The sequence below is a fragment of the Streptomyces sp. O3 genome, assembly GCF_054788135.1.
In genome coordinates this window covers 38,162-54,493 of sequence record NZ_JBTVYK010000030.1, presented here as the reverse complement: position 1 = coordinate 54,493, position 16,332 = coordinate 38,162, and the positions used below count along the sequence as shown (strand labels likewise).

Genomic DNA, 16,332 nt, shown 5'->3' with positions numbered 1-16,332 from the left:
GCACCCCGGTTCCCTCCGCTACGGGCGAACAAGCTTGCGCCCCCGAACGCGCCCGTACGCCCCCATACCGGACACCCTACGCATCCATCGCGCCACCAAGCGTAACCATGGCGGCTCTCCGAAGTTGCTCCGGACATGGTGCACACGCCGCCCGCCTCCGTACCCGCACCGCGCGGCCCCCGCGGCGCGCGCGGCCCGCTCGCCGCGGGCGATCCGGTGCGGCAGTGGTACGAGACCGAGCTCGGCTGGGCGACGGCGCCGGGGCCGCCCGTACAGCTGCTGACCGGACTGCGCTTCGACGTCCTCCAGATGCCCGCCGACGCCGGGTACGCCGTCCTGCGGCGGCTCGGCGACGCGCTGGGCGCCAGCCCGGTCGCCTTGGCGGGCGACGCGGTGCAGCTGCTGGTCGCGGCGGGCAGCGCGGACGAGCTGCCGGGGCTGCTCGCCTGGCTGGAGTGGGGTTCGCTGGCGCGTGATCTGACCGCCTTCGGCGCGGGCGGCCGGATCACGGCGCCACCGCCTCCCACCGAGCCGGGCCCGCGGGGAGCCGTCCGCTGGCTGCGGACCCCCGAGCCGGGGCGCGAGGTCGAGCCGACGCTGCCGGCCTTCACCGGCTTCGCCCGCCGTGCGGACGCGGGCCAGGGCGCCTGCGCCGCGGGGGCCGACCTCGTACGGCTCGTGGACACGGCGGCCACACAGTGCCACCGCGCCCGGCTGCTACGCCCGCCCGTCGCTCAGCCGCCGTCCCGGTAGGACGGCGCTTCGCTCGGGCCGCTGCCGACCGCTCAGCCGTTGGCCTTCTCGTACGCCTCGCGGATGGAGGCGGGTACGCGGCCGCGGTCGTTGACCTCGTAGCCGTTCGCCTTCGCCCAGGCGCGGATCTGCGCGGTGTCCTGGCTGCCCGCGGCGGCGGTGGCGGCGCGCCCCTTGCCACGGCCCACGCGACCACCGGTGCGGCGGCCGCCCTTGACGTAGGACTCCAGTGCGCCGCGCAGCTTCTCCGCGTTGGCGGTGCTGAGGTCAATCTCGTACTGCTTGCCGTCCAACGCAAACGTCACGGTCTCGTCTGCCTCGCCGCCGTCGAGGTCATCGACAAGAAGGACCTGAACCTTCTGTGCCACCGGATTTCCCTTCATCGATAACTTCAGAGGCCGGTGTCAGCGGCGCGTCCGCGGCTGTTTCACCGTCTCCGGTTATATGGAGTACGTCGGAAAGCAAACCGCTTTTCCTCGGAAAACACAAACCCCTGGGGAGAAGACGACGGCCCAAGGACCCTTGAAACGTGCGCGTTTCGGACATAGCCACCGCGTCGGGTGTGCACCGTAACGGATCGGGAACGGAAAGCGCGCGGACGATCACAGGTGCAGAAGCATCCGACTGTTACCCAGGGTGTTCGGTTTCACTCGTTCGAGTCCGAGGAACTCGGCGACGCCTTCGTCATAGGAACGCAGCAGCTCGCTGTAGACATCTCCGTCGACCGGCGTCTCGCCAATCTCCACGAAGCCGTGCTTCGCGAAGAAGTCGACTTCAAAGGTGAGGCAGAATACCCGGCGCACACCGAGCCAGCGCGCGGTCTGGAGCAGCTTGCCGAGCAGCTGATGCCCCACGCCCGAGCCCTTGAGCTCGGGGTTCACCGCGAGGGTGCGCACCTCCGCCAGGTCCTCCCACATCACATGCAGCGCGCCACAGCCCACGACCTGCGCGTTGTCGTCGCGTTCCGCGACCCAGAACTCCTGGATGTCCTCGTAAAGCGTGACGGTCGCTTTGTCGAGCAGGATGCGTCGGCGCGCGTACGAGTCGAGGAGCTCGCGTACCGCTGGAACATCGCCGGTCCTCGCCCGGCGGATGGTGACGGCTTTGGCGGGGACATCGGGACCGGGATACGCGGGGAGCTCTTCGGACATGAGCGGACGCTATCGCTCTGTGCCGCCCCCCGCCGCTTCGGGGCTCTCGGAGCCCTTGGAGCCCTCAGGGCTCTCGGGGCTTCCGGAGCTTCCGGAGCTTCCGGGTCCGTCGGGGGTTCCGGAGGTTGCGGACGTCCCGGAGATCTCCGGGCTCTCCGGGCTCTCCGGGCTCTCCGGTCCCTGCACCATGCGTACCGCGTCCGCGAGGGCCTCCCGCTGCTTTGGGGACATCATCCCGAAGAAGGCGACGAGCGCGGCGGCCTGGTTGTCGCTCTGCGACCAGGCGTCGTTCATCAGTGCGGCCGCGTAGGCGGCACGGGTCGAGACCGCCTCATATCGATAGGCCCGGCCTTCCGCTTCACGGCGGACCCAGCCCTTCTGATGGAGATTGTCCAATACGGTCATGACCGTGGTGTACGCGATGGACCGTTCCTGCTGAAGGTCTTCCAGGACTTCTCGAACGGTGACCGGGCGGTTCCACTTCCACACCCGCGTCATGACCGCGTCTTCGAGTTCTCCCAATGGGCGAGGCACACCACGAACAATAGTGGGAGATGGGCCCCGGATGTGCTGTTTGGCCAACAAAAAGGGCGTACGGCTCGGAACTGGGCGAGCCGTACGCGTGGAAGGGGGTCGGGCGGGGCCCTCAGGCCTCGCCGGGGCCCGAGGACGGGGCGGCCGACGGGCCGGGCTGGCGGACGCTCTCGGCGCGGGCGACCGCGGCGTCGACGGCGGCGTCCTCCTTGGTCTTGTTGGTGCCGCCCTGGGTCTTGACGATCGTCACGATCAGACCGATGAAGAACGCGGCCATCACAACGGGGGGCAGGAGCGCGGAGACGTAGTCCATGCCCCCCAGAGTAGCTATCCGGCGGCGATCTTCTCCGGCGGGGCGGGGCGCTCCGGGGTCGGTTCGGGCGCGGACGGTCGGCGGGGCGGGAAGACCTCGGCCGGGGTCGGCACGGGGCGGACCGGGGCAGGCCGGCCCCGGTCGGGGCGGTCGGCCGGAGCGGGCCGCTTGGGGTCGGCGTCCGCCGCCTGACCGGAGTCCGGCCTGCCGCCAGGCAGCGCGCGCAGCCTGGTGCGGGACTCCGGGACCGTACGGCCCGTCAGTTTGGCGCGTACGGCCAGCTCGGCGCGGGCCTGGCAGTGGGCGAGCAGCGCGGCGGCGGTCGGGTTGCCGCGCAGGGCGCGCAGCGCGGCGAGGTCGTCCGGGTCGGGGTGGTAGCCGGTGGCCAGGGCGTCGGCGAGCAGCTCCAGATATCCGGTGACGGTGCCGGGGAGCGCCTGCCGGTAGCGGGCCAGGTCGGCCAGCAGGAAGGCGCGGTGTCTGACTCCCTCACGCACCGCTTCCCGGACCGAGTCGGCGAGCCGGAGGCAGTCCTGGAGGTCCTGGTCGGTGGCGGGGCCGGGGTGGAGGGCGAGGGCGAGGGCGCGTCGGAGCACACGCAGCTCGTCCGCGCTGAACGCCATGCCGCCGCGGGTTCCGTATGGCGTGGGCATGGCCCGACAATACGCACTAATCAGACAAAAGCCCCGACAAGTGCGTTTTGTGGGCGCGGCGCGGGCCGGCCGCGTGGCTGGCCGCGTGCCAGGCGTCGCCCGGCGGGCGGGAGTTTGAGGACAGACCCTAGCCTCGGGCGACGTTGCGTTCGTAGACCAGGCGGAGGCCGATCAGGGTGAGCCAGGGCTCGTGTTCGTCGATGAGCGCGGACTCGCCGAGCACCATGGGGGCCAGGCCGCCGGTGGCGATCACCGTCACGTCGTCGGGGTCGCCCGCGGAGCCGACGAGCTCGCGCGCCATCCGGCTGACGACTCCGTCGACCTGGCCCGCGAAGCCGTACAGGATGCCGGACTGCATGGCTTCGACGGTGTTCTTGCCGATCACGCTGCGCGGGCGGGCCAGTTCGATCTTGCGGAGCTGGGCGCCCTTGACGCCGAGCGCCTCGACGGAGATCTCGATGCCGGGGGCGATCGCGCCACCCGCGTACTCGCCGCGCGCGCTGACCGCGTCGAAGGTGGTCGCCGTGCCGAAGTCGACGACGATCGCCGGGCCGCCGTACAGCTCGACCGCGCCGACCGCGTTGATGATGCGGTCGGCGCCGACCTCCTTGGGGTTGTCCATCAGGATCGGGACGCCGGTCTTCACGCCGGGCTCCACCAGGACGGCGGGCACGTCGCCGTAGTAGCGGCGGGTGACCTCGCGCAGCTCGTGCAGGACGGACGGCACGGTGGCGCAGATCGCGATGCCGTCGATGCCGTCGCCCAGCTCCACGCCGAGCAGCGGGTGCATGCCCATCAGGCCGTTGAGCAGGACGGCCAGTTCGTCCGCGGTACGGCGGGCGTCCGTGGAGATGCGCCAGTGCTCGACGATCTCCTCGCCGTCGAACAGGCCGAGGACGGTGTGGGTGTTGCCGACGTCGATAGTGAGCAGCATCAGACGTTCGCCTCACGCAGGTCGAGGCCGATGTCGAGGATCGGCGCCGAATGGGTGAGCCCGCCCACCGCGAGGTAGTCGACGCCGGTCTCGGCGTACGCGCGCGCGGTGTCGAGGGTGAGCCGCCCGGAGGACTCCAGCAGGGCGCGCCCCTGGGTGACGGCGACCGCTTCGGCCGTCTCCTCGGGGGTGAGGTTGTCCAGGAGGACCAGGTCGGCGCCCGCGTCCAGGACCTCGCGGAGCTGGTCGAGCGTGTCGACCTCGACCTCGATCGGCACGTCGGGGAACCGCTCCCGTACGGCCTTGAAGGCGGCCGCCACGCCGCCCGCGGCGACCACGTGGTTGTCCTTGACCAGGGCGGCGTCGGAGAGGGCCATACGGTGGTTGACCCCGCCGCCGCAGCGCACCGCGTACTTCTCCAGGGAGCGCAGTCCGGGGGTGGTCTTGCGGGTGTCGCGGACCTTGGCCCGAGTGCCGTCGAGTACGTCCGCCCACGCGCGCGTGGCGGTCGCGATGCCGGAGAGGCGGCACAGGATGTTCAGCGCGCTGCGCTCGCCGGTGAGCAGGTCGCGGGTGCGGGCGGTGACCGAGATCAGCTTCTGACCGGCCACGACCCGGTCGCCGTCCTCGACGTGCCGCTCGACCTCGAACTCCTCGGCGCAGGCCACCGAGAGGACCGCCTCGGCAACGCGCAGGCCCGCGACGACGCCGCTCTCGCGGGCCGTGAAGTCGCCGGTGGCGACGGCGTCCTCGGAGATGGTGGCGACGCTGGTCACGTCCACGCCGCCCGCCAGGTCCTCGGCGATCGCCATATGGGCGATGTCCTCGACCTCGACCGGGTCGAGTCCGGCGTCGGCGAGCAGCCCGGCCAGGGAGGGGTCGAGACCGCACTCCATGGGGTCGCCCGCCCCGTCGTCGAGGCCGTCGTCCGCCGCGCAGCCGCAGGCGTCACCGCAGCCGCCCGCGTCCTGGGCGAGCGGGAGCCCGGAGCTGTCGGGGATGCCTGGGGTGTCAGAGGTGCCAGAGGTGCCTGGGGTGCCTGGGGTGTCTGGGGTGTCTGACGAGCTGGGGGCGCTCACTTCGGTCACTGCTCCTGGGGCCTGGTGGGAGGGAAATCGGGCGAGTCGGTGGTGCGTACGGCGAGGGTGCGGTCCGGGTTCAGCGTGACGACGATGTGCCGCCGCCAGGCCGTGTCGTCGCGCTCCGCGTAGTCCTCGCGCCAGTGACAACCGCGGGTCTCCGCGCGGCGCTGGGCCGCTGCGACGAGTACGCGCGCGACGCAGAGCAGGTTTGTGGTCTCCCAGGTGTCGGTGCCGGGCTCCGCGGTCTTGCCGTTCTCGACGAGCTCGCCACGCGCCTCGGTGTGGATCCGCCGCAGTTCGGCGGCGGCCGCGTCGAGGCTCTCGGCCGAGCGCAGCACTCCGGCGCCGGTGGTCATGATCCGCTGGATGGTGAGGCGGGCCTCGGCGGGGAGCAGCGGGTGGGCGGGCCGCTCGGGTGCCGGAGTGATGACCGGCCTGGGGGCGTCGCCGCCCACGCGCGTGTGGGCGGCGATGTCGTGCGCGATCCGCTCGGCGTAGACCAACCCCTCCAGGAGGGAGTTGGAGGCCAGCCGGTTCGCGCCGTGCACACCGGTGCAGGCGACCTCACCGCAGGCGTACAGTCCCGCGACCGTGGTGCGGCCCAGCCGGTCGGTGCGCACGCCGCCGGACGCGTAGTGGGCGGCCGGGGCGACCGGGATGGGCTCGGTCACCGGGTCGATGCCGTGGGCGCGGCAGGCGGCGAGGATCGTGGGGAAGCGGGTGGCCCACATATCGGCGCCGAAGTGCCGCGCGTCCAGGTACATGTGCTCGGCGCCCTGCTCGGCCATGCGGCGCGTGATGGCCTTGGCGACGATGTCGCGGGGCGCCAGTTCGGCCAGTTCGTGCTGGCCCAGCATGAAGCGAGTGCCGTCGGCGTCGACCAGGTGCGCGCCCTCGCCGCGTACCGCCTCGGAGACCAGCGGCTGCTGGCCCTCCACGTCCGGGCCGAGGAACAGCACGGTGGGGTGGAACTGCACGAACTCCAGGTCGCTGACCTCGGCCCCGGCGCGCAGCGCGAGGGCCACGCCGTCGCCCGTGGAGACCGCCGGGTTGGTGGTGGCCGAGAAGACCTGGCCCATGCCGCCGGTCGCGAGCACCACCGAGGGCGCGTGCACCGCGCCGACGCCGTCGTGCTGGCCCTCGCCCATGACGTGCAGGCTGACCCCGGCGGCGTGGCCTCCGGCGTCCGTCAGCAGGTCGAGCACCAAGGCGTTCTCGATCGTGCGGATGCCACGCGCGCGTACCGCCTCGACCAGGGCGCGGGAGATCTCCGCGCCGGTCGCGTCGCCGCCCGCGTGGGCGATGCGGCGGCGGTGGTGGCCGCCCTCGCGGGTGAGTTCGATCTCCCCGGAGTCCGAGGTGTCGAAGTGCGCGCCGGTGGCGATGAGTCGGCGTACCGCGTCCGGACCTTCGGTGACCAGGAGCCGTACCGCCTCCTCGTCGCAGACCCCCGCGCCCGCCACCAGGGTGTCGTCCAGGTGCTGCTCGGGCGTGTCGCCGTCGCCGAGCGCGGCCGCGATGCCGCCCTGCGCCCAGCGGGTCGAGCCGTCGTCCAGGCGGGCTTTGGTGACGACGACGGTCCGCAGACCCGCCGTCGCGCAGCGCAGTGCGGCCGTGAGGCCCGCCACGCCGGAACCGACGACGACCACGTCGGCCTCGATGGCCCAGCTGGGGGCCGGGGCGTGCAGCCGTATTCCGGTGCCGCCTCCGGTGCCGCCTCCGGTGCCGTTGACGCCGCTGGCGCCGTTCACGGGGGTCATGAAGCGGCTCCGAAGGTGAGGGGGAGGTTGTCGATCAGGCGGGTCGTGCCGACCCGTGCGGCGACGGCGAGTACCGCGTCGCCGGTGAAGTCGTCCGGGACTTCGGTGAAGTCCGCCGGGTCGACCAGGGCCAGGTAGTCCAGGGCCAGGGGCGGCTGCGCGGCCGCCGCGTCGTCCAGTACGGACCTGGCGGCCGCGCGCACCGCGGCCGGTACGCCGAGCGCGGCCTGCGCCACCGCGTGCGCGTCGGCGGCGGCGCGGGCCTCGCCCAGGGCGCTCAGACCGGCCGCGCGCTCACGCGGCGCGGGCGTCGCCACCGCGCGCGCGTGCAGGGCCTGCTGGGCCGCGAGCCGGTCACGCCCGGCGAACAGCGCGGCGGACAGGGCGAGCGCGGTGCGCCGCTCGGCCGGTGAGAGGTAGCGGTTACGGCTGGACAGGGCCAGGCCGTCCGCCTCGCGCACGGTCGGTACGCCGAGGATCTCCACCGGGAAGTTCAGGTCGCGCGCCATGCGGCGGATCAGGGCCAGCTGCTGGGCGTCCTTCTGCCCGTACAGCGCGACGTCGGGCGCGGTGAGGTGCAGCAGTTTGGCCACGACGGTGAGCATGCCGTCGAAGTGTCCCGGCCGGGTACGGCCTTCGAGCAGCTCGCCCATGGGGCCCGCGGTGATCCGGACCTGCGGCTCACCGCCGGGGTAGACCTCGTCGACGGAGGGAGCGAACACCAGGTCGGCGCCGGACTGTTCGGCGATCTTGAGGTCGGCGTCCAGGGTGCGCGGGTAGCGGTCCAGGTCCTCGCCCGCGCCGAACTGGAGCGGGTTGACGAAGACGGTGACCACGACCTGGCCCCGCGGGCCGACCAGCTCGCGGGCCTGCCGCACCAGGGTCGCGTGGCCCTCGTGCAGCGCGCCCATGGTCATCACGACGGCCCGGCGGCCCGCTCCGCACGCGTGGCGGCCGAGGTCGGCCGCGGTGTGCGTCAACGTGGTCATCGGGCGCCTCCCTCGGTGCCGCCCTGACCCTCGTGCGCCAGGACGCCCAGCAGGTCCTCGGCGAGCTCCGGCTTGAGCAGGCCGTGCGCGAGCGCGCGGTCGGCGGTGGCGCGGGCCATGGCCAGGTATCCGGCGACCGTGCCGGGCGCGTGCTCGCGCAGCTGCGCGACATGGGCGGCGACGGTGCCCGCGTCCCCGCGCGCGACGGGTCCGGTGAGCGCGCCGTCGCCGGAGCGCAGCGCGTTGTCGAGCGCGGCGCCGAGCAGCGGGCCGAGCATTCGGTCCGGGGCCTCGACGCCCGCCTTGTGGAGCAGGTCCATGGCCTCGGCGACCAGGGTGACCAGGTGGTTCGCACCGAGCGCGAGAGCCGCGTGGTAGAGCGGGCGGGCGGCCTCCTCGATCCACTCGGGCTCGCCGCCCATCTCGATGACCAGCGCCTCGGCGGCGAGCCGCAGCTCGTCGGGCGCGGTCACGCCGAACGAGCAGCCAGCCAGCCGCTGAACGTCCACGGGGGTGCCGGTGAACGTCATGGCGGGGTGCAGGGCGAGCGGCAGCCCGCCGGACCGCAGCACCGGGTCGAGCACCCTGGCGCCGTACCGCCCGGAGGTGTGCGCCACCAGCTGTCCCGGACGCACGGCGCCGGTTTCGGCCAGGCCTTCGACGAGCCCCGGCAGGGTGTCGTCCGGCACCGTGAGCAGGACGAGGTCGGCACGGGCGAAGACCTCGGCGGGCGGCACCAGCGGCACACCGGGCAGCAGCACGGCGGCCCGGCGCACGGAGGCCTCGGACACTCCGGAGGCGGCGACCGGGCGGTGCCCCGCGAGCTTCAGGGACGCCGCGAGCGCGGGCCCGACCCTGCCCGCGCCCACGACGCCGACGGTGAGCCGGGCAGGGCGGTCCTGTGGGTCCTTCGGGTCCTGCGAGTGCCCCGGTGGGGGACCTGGTTGCTGGGGTGCGTTCACGCGTCGACGGCCTTCCGTTCCAGTCCGCTCGGGGTACCGGACGATTTCTCGTCATGCTAACGCGAGGTGCTCCGGCGAGGCTCGGGCTGTCCACAGGCCCGTCCTCGGGCGCACGACTTATCCACAGGGTGTGGGCGAGCGGACGGGTGTGCGAGAGGATCTGTGGACGACCGAGACGGGTGCATCGGGGAGAAGACATGGCGGGGGAAGACATGGCAGGAGAACGGGAACGGCGGCGCGCCGCGCTGCGGGGGGCGACGCGGAAGTTTTCGATGCCGGGGACCGCCGGTGCCTCCATCGGGGATCGGCTGGCGGCGCTGGTCGAGGGCGCGTCCAGCGTGTATGACCTGGAGCAGTCAGCGGACGTCTACGGCGACGGGGTCGTCGAGGAGCTGGAACGCCGGGTGGCCGGGCTGCTCGGCAAGGAAGCTGCCGCGTTCTTCCCCACCGGGACCATGGCGCAGCAGGTCGCCCTGCGCTGCTGGGCCGGGCGCACCGGGAACAGCACGGTCGCGCTGCATCCGCTCGCGCACCCCGAACAGCACGAGCGCGGCGCGCTCGGCGCGGTGGGCGGACTGCGGACGGTGCATCCCACGCGCGAGCCCCGGCTGCCCACGGCGGACGAGATACGCGACTTCGGCGAGCCCTTCGGGGCACTGATGCTGGAGCTGCCGCTCAGGGACGCCGGGTTCGTGCTGCCTACCTGGGAGGAGCTGACCGACACGGTTCAGGCGGCGCGCGAACGGGACGCCGTGGTGCACTTCGACGGCGCGCGGCTGTGGGAGTGCACCCCGCACTTCGGGCGGCCGCTGGACGAGATCGCCGCGCTCGCGGACAGCGTGTACGTGTCGTTCTACAAGTCGCTGCAAGGGCTCGGCGGGGCGGCACTGGCCGGTCCCGAGACGCTGGTCGACGAGGCGCGGGCCTGGCGGCACCGGTACGGCGGGCAGGTGTTCCGGCAGTTCCCGACCGCGCTGTCGGCGCTGCTGGGGCTGGAGCGGGAACTGCCCCGGCTACCGGAGTACGTCGCCCACGCGCGCGTGGTCGCCGACGCGCTGCGGGAGGGGTTCGCGGCGGCGGGGGTGCCGTGGGGCCGGGTGCACCCGGAGGTGCCGCACACCCACGAGTTCCAGCTGTGGCTGCCGTACCCGCCGGAGGTGCTGAACGAGGCGGCGGTCAGCCAGGCCGAGGAGACGAAGACCGCGCTCTTCCGGTACTGGGACACGGCCGGTCCCGGACTGTCCGTGACCGAGGTCTCGGTGACCGGAGAGGGCCTGGAGTGGACCGCCGACGACGTCCGGGCCGCGGTCGCGGACTTCGTCCAGCGGGTGGAACGGGCGACCGGGAGCGCGTAACGACAGGGCTCGGGCGGGCTCACGCGGCGCGGCGCGTGAACAGCCGGGCGATGCGGCCCCCGTGGCGTCGGGGGACGGCCACTCGTGGCGCGTCGCGCAGCTCATCGAGCAGGCGCCGGTCGTAGCTGCCCGGCGCGGGCAGGTGGGGTTCGCCGTGCTGGAGGGCGCGGTAGGAGTCCAGCGCGTACTGGGCGGCGATGCTCATGACGGTCCTCTCGACGTGTGTGCGGCGGGATGCGCGGCGGCGGCGCGGGCTGTGCCGCGGCGACGCCGACGCATCGAGACTCCGCCCGGCGCACCCCCCTGGTCACGCCGATTGATGAGAGCCGTCAATCGGTGCGACCGCTGTCAGACCCGAGGTGCACCATGGGGACGTGAGCGTGACCATCGACATCTCCGGCCTCCCGCCCGAGCGGGTCACCGCCCTGCCCTCGCCGCTGAGCGAACTGGGCATGGCGCTGCACGCGCTGACCGAACCCGGACACCATCCGGGGCTGCAGGGCTGGGCGACCGCCACCGCCGCCCGGCTGAACCCCTGCCTCGCCGACCGGCTCTGTGAGGCGGAGTTCCTGTGGCGCAGCTCGTTCTCGGACGTCTTCCTGCCGTTCGCCGGGATACCGGGCGGGGCCGCGCTGCCCGGCGGCACGCTCGGCGAAGACCTGGACCAGCTGGACAAGCTGAGCGACAACCAGTTCGTGGACGCGGCCCTGGAGTTCACCTGCCAGCCGACGTACGGCCTGCCCTCGCACCCGGAGCCGCTGACCGACCCGGCCACCCGGCAGCGCGCCCTGGACCTGTCCGCCACCCGCGGCCCGCAGCAGGTCAACTTCACCCGGCGGCTGCTCGACGACCCGCCCGTCGTCCGCCGCTGGTTCCGGGAGCTGATGGAGGACTGCGACGAGGCGTTCTTCGCGGACACCTGGGCCCGCCTCGGCCCGGAGCTCGCCGCCGACGCCCGGCACAAGAACGAACTGCTCAGGCGCCGGGGGCTCGGCGAGGCCCTGGCCGCGACCTCCCAGGCCGTCGCCCTGGACGAGGGGAACGGCACCATCACCGTCGACAAGCTCGCCGACGGCCACACTCGCACCGCGGGCGGCGGCCTGCTGCTCGTGCCGACCAGCCTCGGCGCGCCGCATCTGATGGTGCTGCACCGGTATGCCTGGCAGCCGGTGATCCACTACCCGGTCGCCGCCCCCGCGCTGTCCGCCCGCTCCTCGGTACGACAGCTGACCCGGCGCATGGAGGCCCTGGCGCACCCCGCGCGGATGCGGCTCTGCCGCTATCTGGCCCGCGGCCCGCACACCACCGGCGAGCTGGCGGACGCGCTCGGGATGAGCGCGCCCGAGATATCCCGGCACCTGGCCGTACTCAAGAAGGCCGGACTGCTCACATCGGAGCGGCGCGGGCGCTACGTCCTGCACCAGCTGGACCTGAGCACGGTGGCCCGGCTCGGCAGCGACTTCATCGAGGGGGTGCTGCGCTAGGGCGTGTGGTCGAGGCCGTGGCCGTGGCCGAGGGGTCAGCCCGCGCCGCCTCCGGCCCGTACCAGGCCCGTCTCGTAGGCGAGCACGACCACCTGCACCCGGTCGCGCAGCCCCAGCTTGGTGAGGATGCGGCCCACATGCGTCTTCACCGTGGCCTCCGAGAGCACCAGCCGGGCCGCGATCTCGCCGTTCGACAGGCCCTGGGCGACCAGCACCATCACCTCGCGCTCGCGGTCGGTGAGCCGCTCCAGCCCCTTGTGCTGCGGCTGGGCCGCGGTGGACGGCAGCATCGGCGAGAACCGGTCGAGCAGCCGCCGCGTCGTGGACGGCGCCACCACCGCGTCACCGCTGTGCACCGCGCGGATCGCGGCCAGCAATTCGCCCGGCGGCACATCCTTGAGCATGAAGCCGGACGCCCCCGCCTTCAGCCCGGAGAAGGCGTACTCGTCCAGGTCGAACGTGGTCAGGATCAGCACCTTGGGCGGGTCGTCCTGGGCGCAGATCCGGCTGGTCGTCTCGACCCCGTCCAGCTTCGGCATCCGTACGTCCATCAGGACCACGTCGACCGCCGTGGCGCGCAGCTTCTCCAGCGCCTCGACGCCGTCGCTCGCCTCGGCGACCACCTCCATGTCCGGCTGCGCGGCAAGCACCATCCGGAAGCCGGTGCGCAGCAGCGCCTGGTCGTCGACGAGCATCACGTTGATCGGCGCACTCGGCATACGGGGTCCCTCCAGGGGATGACAGATGACAGGTGTCAGTGGGCAGGCTTGAGCGGCAGCAGCGCGCTGATCCGGAAACCGCCGCCCGGCCGCGGTCCGGCGTCCAGCGTGCCGCCGACCATACCGACGCGCTCGCGCATGCCGATCAGGCCGTGTCCCGCGCCGTCGGCGCCGCCGTCCTCGTACAGCTCGTGCGGCGCGCCCTTGCCGTCGTCCTCGACGAGCAGCCCGAGCCCGTCGTCGAAGTAGACGATGCGGACGCTGGCGCCCGCGTTCGGGCCGCCGTGCTTGCGCGTGTTGGTGAGGGCTTCCTGCACGATGCGGTACGCGGTGAGCTCCACGCCGCTGGGCAGCGGGCGCGGGGTCCCCTCGATCTTGAAGTCGATCGTGACGCCGGAGTCCCGTACCTGCTCGACCAGCTCGTCGATCTGCTCGACGTCGGGCTGCGGGACGTACTCGCCGGACTCCTGGTGCTCCCCGGTGCGCAGCACTCCGAGGAGTCGGCGCATCTCGGCGAGCGCTTGGCGGCCGGTGCCCGAGATGGTCTCCAGGGCCTGCTTCGCCTGGTCGGGGGCGGTGTCCAGGACATAGGCGGCGCCGTCGGCCTGCACCACCATCACCGAGACGTTGTGCGCCACGACGTCGTGCAGCTCGCGGGCGATCCGGGCCCGCTCGGCCGCGACCGCGATCTTGGACTGTGCCTCGCGTTCCTTCTCCAGCCGGGCGGCGCGCTCCTCGATCTCCGCGAAGTACGCGCGGCGGGTGCGGACCGAGTCGCCCAGCACCCAGGCGAGGACGAAGGGAACCATCGTGAAGCCCGCGAAAAGGATGTTCCCGAAGACGCTGTCCCCCGCGGACGGCCAGCGGAGCTGCGCGAGCGGCGCCGCGAGCAGCCCTCCGGCCAGCGCGAACCTGCGGGCCCAGGGTGCGCCCCTGGACGCCACGGTGTAGATCACGACCAGCATCGCGAAGTCCGCGGGCATCACCCCGACACCGGTGGCCAGCTGGACGACACCCGTCGCCGCCACCAGGAGCAGCATCTTCTCGGGCATCAGGCGGCGCAGCGCGACGGCGGTGCACAGGGCCACGATGACCAGCATCCCGACGCCGAGCGGGCCCCGGTGGTCGTACTCCCCGCCGTACAGGTGACTGCTCCCGGCCACGATCAGCAAGGCGACAGCCCAGAAGCTGTCGACAGCTGTCGGGTGTCTGCGGAGAAAGTCGTAGAGGCGCTGCACGTAACCCAGCGTAGGGACACGCCGCGCGTGCGGGGGTCAGCCGCAGGGTCGATCCGCGCTCCGGCCGCGTACTCCGCAAGGTGGAGGCCGTCCTACCCTGCTGATGTGACGAACGGCAGGACGCACGCAACCGGTACCGGTACCGGCCTCGGGTGGCGGGAGGCCACCGAGGCCGCGCTCTACGGGCCGGGGGGCTTCTATCTGCGCCCCGAGGGGCCCGCGGGGCACTTCCGTACGTCGGTGCACGCCTCGCCGCTGTTCGCCGGGGCGGTCGCCCGGCTGCTGTGCCGCGTGGACGCCGCCCTGGGACGGCCCGCGCGGCTGGACTTCGTGGACGTCGGCGCGGGGCGCGGTGAGCTCGTCACCGGAGTGCTCGCGGCGCTGCCCGCCGCTGTGGCGGCGCGGGTGCGGGCGTACGCGGTCGAGCGCGCGCCCCGCCCGGCGGACCTGGCCGAAGACGGTCCCCGGAGCGACGGGACCAGCAGGGTCGACCGGATCGAGTGGACCGACGCCGTCCCGGACGGCGTCACCGGGCTGCTCTTCGCCAACGAGTGGCTCGACAACGTGCCCCTGGACGTGGCGGAGGCGGACCCGTCCGGGGTGATCCGTCGCGTCCTCGTGCACCCGGACGGCACGGAGTCGCTCGGGGCCGAGCTGACCGGCCCGGACGCGGACTGGCTGGCGCGCTGGTGGCCGCTCGCCGCCGAGCCCGGACTGCGCGCGGAGCTCGGGGCGCCACGGGACGTGGCGTGGGCGACGGCCGTCGGACGCCTGGCGCGGGGGGTCGCGGTCGCCGTGGACTACGGCCACACCCGCGCGGACCGCCCGGCCTTCGGCACCCTGACCGGCTTCCGGGACGGCCGGGAGTGCCGCGCGGTCCCGGACGGCGGCTGCGACATCACGGCCCATGTGGCCCTGGACGCCTGCGCGGCTGCGGGTGCTGCGGGTGCTGCGAGTGCTGCGAGTGCGGCGAGTGCGGCGGGTGCGGCGAGTGCCGAAGCGGCCCCGCTGCTGCTGACGCAGCGGGACGCGCTGCGCGGGCTCGGGGTACGAGGGACGCGCCCGCCGCTCGCGCTCGCCTCCCGCGATCCCGCGGGCTATCTGCGTCAGCTGTCCGGCGCGGGCGAGGCCGCCGAGCTCACCGCGGCGGGCGGGCTCGGGGACTTCGGGTGGCTGGTGCAGCCCGTGGGCGCCCGTGCCGACACCGGGGGCGGCGGCCTCGTACCGGCCGGGCGGCTATTTGTCGATGTCGCCGACGACGAAGAACAGTGAGCCCAGGATCGCCACCATGTCGGAGATCAACGTGCCGGGCAGCAGTTCCGTCAGCGCCTGGATGTTGTTGTACGACGCCGAGCGCAGCTTCAGCCGGTAGGGGGTCTTCTCGCCCTTGGAGACCAGGTAGTAGCCGTTGATCCCGAGCGGGTTCTCGGTCCAGGTGTAGGTGTGCCCCTCGGGGGCCTTCAGGACCTTCGGCAGGCGCTGGTTGATCGGTCCGGGCGGCAGCTCCGCGATGCGGTCCAGGCAGGCGTCCGCGAGGTCGAGGCAGTTGTGGCTCTGCTCCAGGAGGCACTCGAAGCGGGCCAGGCAGTCGCCCTCCTGGCGGGTCGGGACTTTCAGCACCGACCGCAGCTCCCCGTACGCCAGATAGGGCTCGTCGCGGCGCAGGTCGAAGTCCACGCCGCTGGCGCGGGCGACGGGGCCGCTCACACCGTACGCGTGGGCCACCTCGGGCGTCAGGACGCCGACGCCTCTGGTGCGGGCCCGGAAGATCTCGTTGCCGAGTACCAGGCGGTCGTACACATCGATCCGCGAACGGACGGACGCGACCGTGTCGCGCACCCGGCCGAGCCAGCCGGCGGGCAGGTCCTCCTTGAGCCCGCCGACGCGGTTGAACATGTAGTGCATCCGGCCGCCGGAGACCTCCTCCATGACGGCCTGCAGCTCCTCGCGCTCGCGGAAGGCGTAGAAGACCGGGGTGATTCCGCCCAGTTCCAGCGGGTACGAACCAAGGAACATCAGGTGGTTCAGCAGGCGGTTCAGCTCGGCCAGCAGGGTCCGCGTCCAGACCGCGCGCTCCGGCACCTCCATGCCGAGCATCCGCTCGACGCCGAGCACCACACCGAGTTCGTTGGAGAAGGCGGAGAGCCAGTCGTGGCGGTTGGCCAGCATCACGATCTGCCGGTAGTCGCGGGCCTCGAACAGCTTCTCCGCGCCGCGGTGCATATAGCCAATGACCGGTTCCGCCTGCTGGACGCGCTCGCCGTCGATGACCAGGCGCAGGCGCAGCACCCCGTGGGTAGAGGGATGCTGGGGCCCGATGTTGAGCACCATGTCGGTGCTCTCCGCCGCACCGCCGATGCCGACCACGGTCTCCGTCTTGGGCGTCATGGGGACAGTGTCCCGTA

The 16,332-nt window shown here is 73.0% G+C and carries 18 protein-coding genes; 4 read left to right on the top strand and 14 right to left on the bottom strand.

From position 1 onward, the window contains the following. The first annotated feature begins 135 nt into the window (after nt 1-135). Nucleotides 136-753 carry an SCO3374 family protein gene (locus tag ACX6XY_RS17050; protein WP_460331316.1) on the top strand — a complete coding sequence of 206 codons (618 nt, stop codon included), beginning with the start codon at nt 136-138 and terminating at the stop codon, nt 751-753. Nucleotides 754-785: 32 nt separating this feature from the next. On the opposite strand, the gene ACX6XY_RS17045 is transcribed toward ACX6XY_RS17050, so the two are convergent. The 10 genes from ACX6XY_RS17045 to ACX6XY_RS17000 form a co-directional block, all read right to left on the bottom strand. Next, complete coding sequence (locus ACX6XY_RS17045; RefSeq protein WP_460331314.1) at nt 786-1,121, bottom strand: histone-like nucleoid-structuring protein Lsr2; 336 nt, start codon at nt 1,119-1,121, stop codon at nt 786-788. Nucleotides 1,122-1,355: 234 nt separating this feature from the next. Continuing rightward, on the bottom strand, nt 1,356-1,904 hold the full coding sequence (locus ACX6XY_RS17040; protein ID WP_460331311.1) for an amino-acid N-acetyltransferase: 549 nt from the start codon (nt 1,902-1,904) through the stop codon (nt 1,356-1,358). A gap of 9 nt (nt 1,905-1,913) precedes the next feature. Then, nucleotides 1,914-2,438: a BlaI/MecI/CopY family transcriptional regulator gene (locus ACX6XY_RS17035; protein ID WP_460331309.1), complete on the bottom strand. Its 525-nt coding sequence runs from the start codon at nt 2,436-2,438 to the stop codon at nt 1,914-1,916. A 112-nt stretch (nt 2,439-2,550) separates the two neighbouring features. Next, nucleotides 2,551-2,751: a hypothetical protein gene (locus ACX6XY_RS17030; RefSeq protein WP_460331306.1), complete on the bottom strand. Its 201-nt coding sequence runs from the start codon at nt 2,749-2,751 to the stop codon at nt 2,551-2,553. Nucleotides 2,752-2,765: 14 nt separating this feature from the next. Next, complete coding sequence (locus ACX6XY_RS17025; protein WP_460331305.1) at nt 2,766-3,404, bottom strand: hypothetical protein; 639 nt, start codon at nt 3,402-3,404, stop codon at nt 2,766-2,768. 127 nt (nt 3,405-3,531) lie between these two features. After that, a complete protein-coding gene (locus tag ACX6XY_RS17020) occupies nt 3,532-4,338 on the bottom strand; it encodes a type III pantothenate kinase (protein WP_460331302.1) in 807 nt (268 codons plus the stop codon). Further along, a complete protein-coding gene (nadC, locus tag ACX6XY_RS17015; RefSeq protein ID WP_460331388.1) occupies nt 4,338-5,339 on the bottom strand; it encodes a carboxylating nicotinate-nucleotide diphosphorylase in 1,002 nt (333 codons plus the stop codon). The genes ACX6XY_RS17020 and nadC overlap by 1 nt, the downstream gene beginning before the upstream one ends. 83 nt (nt 5,340-5,422) lie before the next feature. After that, complete coding sequence (locus ACX6XY_RS17010) at nt 5,423-7,180, bottom strand: L-aspartate oxidase (RefSeq protein ID WP_460331299.1); 1,758 nt, start codon at nt 7,178-7,180, stop codon at nt 5,423-5,425. Next, nucleotides 7,177-8,169: a pantoate--beta-alanine ligase gene (gene panC / locus ACX6XY_RS17005; RefSeq protein ID WP_460331296.1), complete on the bottom strand. Its 993-nt coding sequence runs from the start codon at nt 8,167-8,169 to the stop codon at nt 7,177-7,179. Before panC ends, ACX6XY_RS17010 begins: the two co-directional genes overlap by 4 nt. Continuing rightward, on the bottom strand, nt 8,166-9,131 hold the full coding sequence (locus tag ACX6XY_RS17000) for a Rossmann-like and DUF2520 domain-containing protein (RefSeq protein ID WP_460331294.1): 966 nt from the start codon (nt 9,129-9,131) through the stop codon (nt 8,166-8,168). The genes panC and ACX6XY_RS17000 overlap by 4 nt, the downstream gene beginning before the upstream one ends. A gap of 197 nt (nt 9,132-9,328) precedes the next feature. Here ACX6XY_RS17000 and ACX6XY_RS16995 point away from each other — a divergent pair, with 197 nt between their 5' ends. Beyond that, nucleotides 9,329-10,486, top strand: coding sequence for a threonine aldolase family protein (locus ACX6XY_RS16995; RefSeq protein WP_460331292.1), 1,158 nt, complete (start codon nt 9,329-9,331; stop codon nt 10,484-10,486). A 19-nt stretch (nt 10,487-10,505) separates the two neighbouring features. On the opposite strand, the gene ACX6XY_RS16990 is transcribed toward ACX6XY_RS16995, so the two are convergent. Continuing rightward, nucleotides 10,506-10,691, bottom strand: coding sequence for a hypothetical protein (locus ACX6XY_RS16990; protein ID WP_460331290.1), 186 nt, complete (start codon nt 10,689-10,691; stop codon nt 10,506-10,508). Nucleotides 10,692-10,860: 169 nt separating this feature from the next. On the opposite strand from ACX6XY_RS16990, the gene ACX6XY_RS16985 reads away from it, so the two are divergent. Further along, the gene (locus ACX6XY_RS16985; RefSeq protein ID WP_460331287.1) at nt 10,861-11,970 is read left to right on the top strand and encodes a DUF5937 family protein; all 1,110 of its coding nucleotides are present in this window, start codon (nt 10,861-10,863) and stop codon (nt 11,968-11,970) included. A 35-nt stretch (nt 11,971-12,005) separates the two neighbouring features. Here the strand turns inward: ACX6XY_RS16985 and ACX6XY_RS16980 are convergent, their stop codons facing one another. Beyond that, nucleotides 12,006-12,689 (bottom strand): response regulator transcription factor, encoded by a 684-nt coding sequence (locus ACX6XY_RS16980; protein WP_460331284.1) that lies wholly within the window; start codon nt 12,687-12,689, stop codon nt 12,006-12,008. A gap of 35 nt (nt 12,690-12,724) precedes the next feature. Beyond that, the gene (locus ACX6XY_RS16975) at nt 12,725-13,927 is read right to left on the bottom strand and encodes a sensor histidine kinase (protein ID WP_460331282.1); all 1,203 of its coding nucleotides are present in this window, start codon (nt 13,925-13,927) and stop codon (nt 12,725-12,727) included. Between the two features lie 105 nt (nt 13,928-14,032). Here ACX6XY_RS16975 and ACX6XY_RS16970 point away from each other — a divergent pair, with 105 nt between their 5' ends. Then, on the top strand, nt 14,033-15,199 hold the full coding sequence (locus tag ACX6XY_RS16970) for an SAM-dependent methyltransferase (protein WP_460331279.1): 1,167 nt from the start codon (nt 14,033-14,035) through the stop codon (nt 15,197-15,199). Here ACX6XY_RS16970 and ACX6XY_RS16965 read toward each other — a convergent pair. Then, a complete protein-coding gene (locus tag ACX6XY_RS16965; protein WP_460331277.1) occupies nt 15,164-16,315 on the bottom strand; it encodes an NADH-quinone oxidoreductase subunit D in 1,152 nt (383 codons plus the stop codon). The two genes, ACX6XY_RS16970 and ACX6XY_RS16965, sit on opposite strands and share 36 nt — an antisense overlap. Between the last annotated feature and the right edge of the window lie 17 nt (nt 16,316-16,332).

Coding starts and splice junctions, on each gene's coding strand:
- ACX6XY_RS17050 (WP_460331316.1), top strand. CDS start 136: ATGGTGCACACGCCGCCCGCCTCCGTACCCGCACCGCGCGGCCCCCGC.
- ACX6XY_RS17040 (WP_460331311.1), bottom strand. CDS start 1,904: ATGTCCGAAGAGCTCCCCGCGTATCCCGGTCCCGATGTCCCCGCCAAA.
- ACX6XY_RS17030 (WP_460331306.1), bottom strand. CDS start 2,751: ATGGACTACGTCTCCGCGCTCCTGCCCCCCGTTGTGATGGCCGCGTTC.
- ACX6XY_RS17025 (WP_460331305.1), bottom strand. CDS start 3,404: ATGCCCACGCCATACGGAACCCGCGGCGGCATGGCGTTCAGCGCGGAC.
- ACX6XY_RS17020 (WP_460331302.1), bottom strand. CDS start 4,338: ATGCTGCTCACTATCGACGTCGGCAACACCCACACCGTCCTCGGCCTG.
- ACX6XY_RS17010 (WP_460331299.1), bottom strand. CDS start 7,180: ATGACCCCCGTGAACGGCGCCAGCGGCGTCAACGGCACCGGAGGCGGC.
- panC (WP_460331296.1), bottom strand. CDS start 8,169: ATGACCACGTTGACGCACACCGCGGCCGACCTCGGCCGCCACGCGTGC.
- ACX6XY_RS16995 (WP_460331292.1), top strand. CDS start 9,329: ATGGCGGGGGAAGACATGGCAGGAGAACGGGAACGGCGGCGCGCCGCG.
- ACX6XY_RS16990 (WP_460331290.1), bottom strand. CDS start 10,691: ATGAGCATCGCCGCCCAGTACGCGCTGGACTCCTACCGCGCCCTCCAG.
- ACX6XY_RS16980 (WP_460331284.1), bottom strand. CDS start 12,689: ATGCCGAGTGCGCCGATCAACGTGATGCTCGTCGACGACCAGGCGCTG.
- ACX6XY_RS16965 (WP_460331277.1), bottom strand. CDS start 16,315: ATGACGCCCAAGACGGAGACCGTGGTCGGCATCGGCGGTGCGGCGGAG.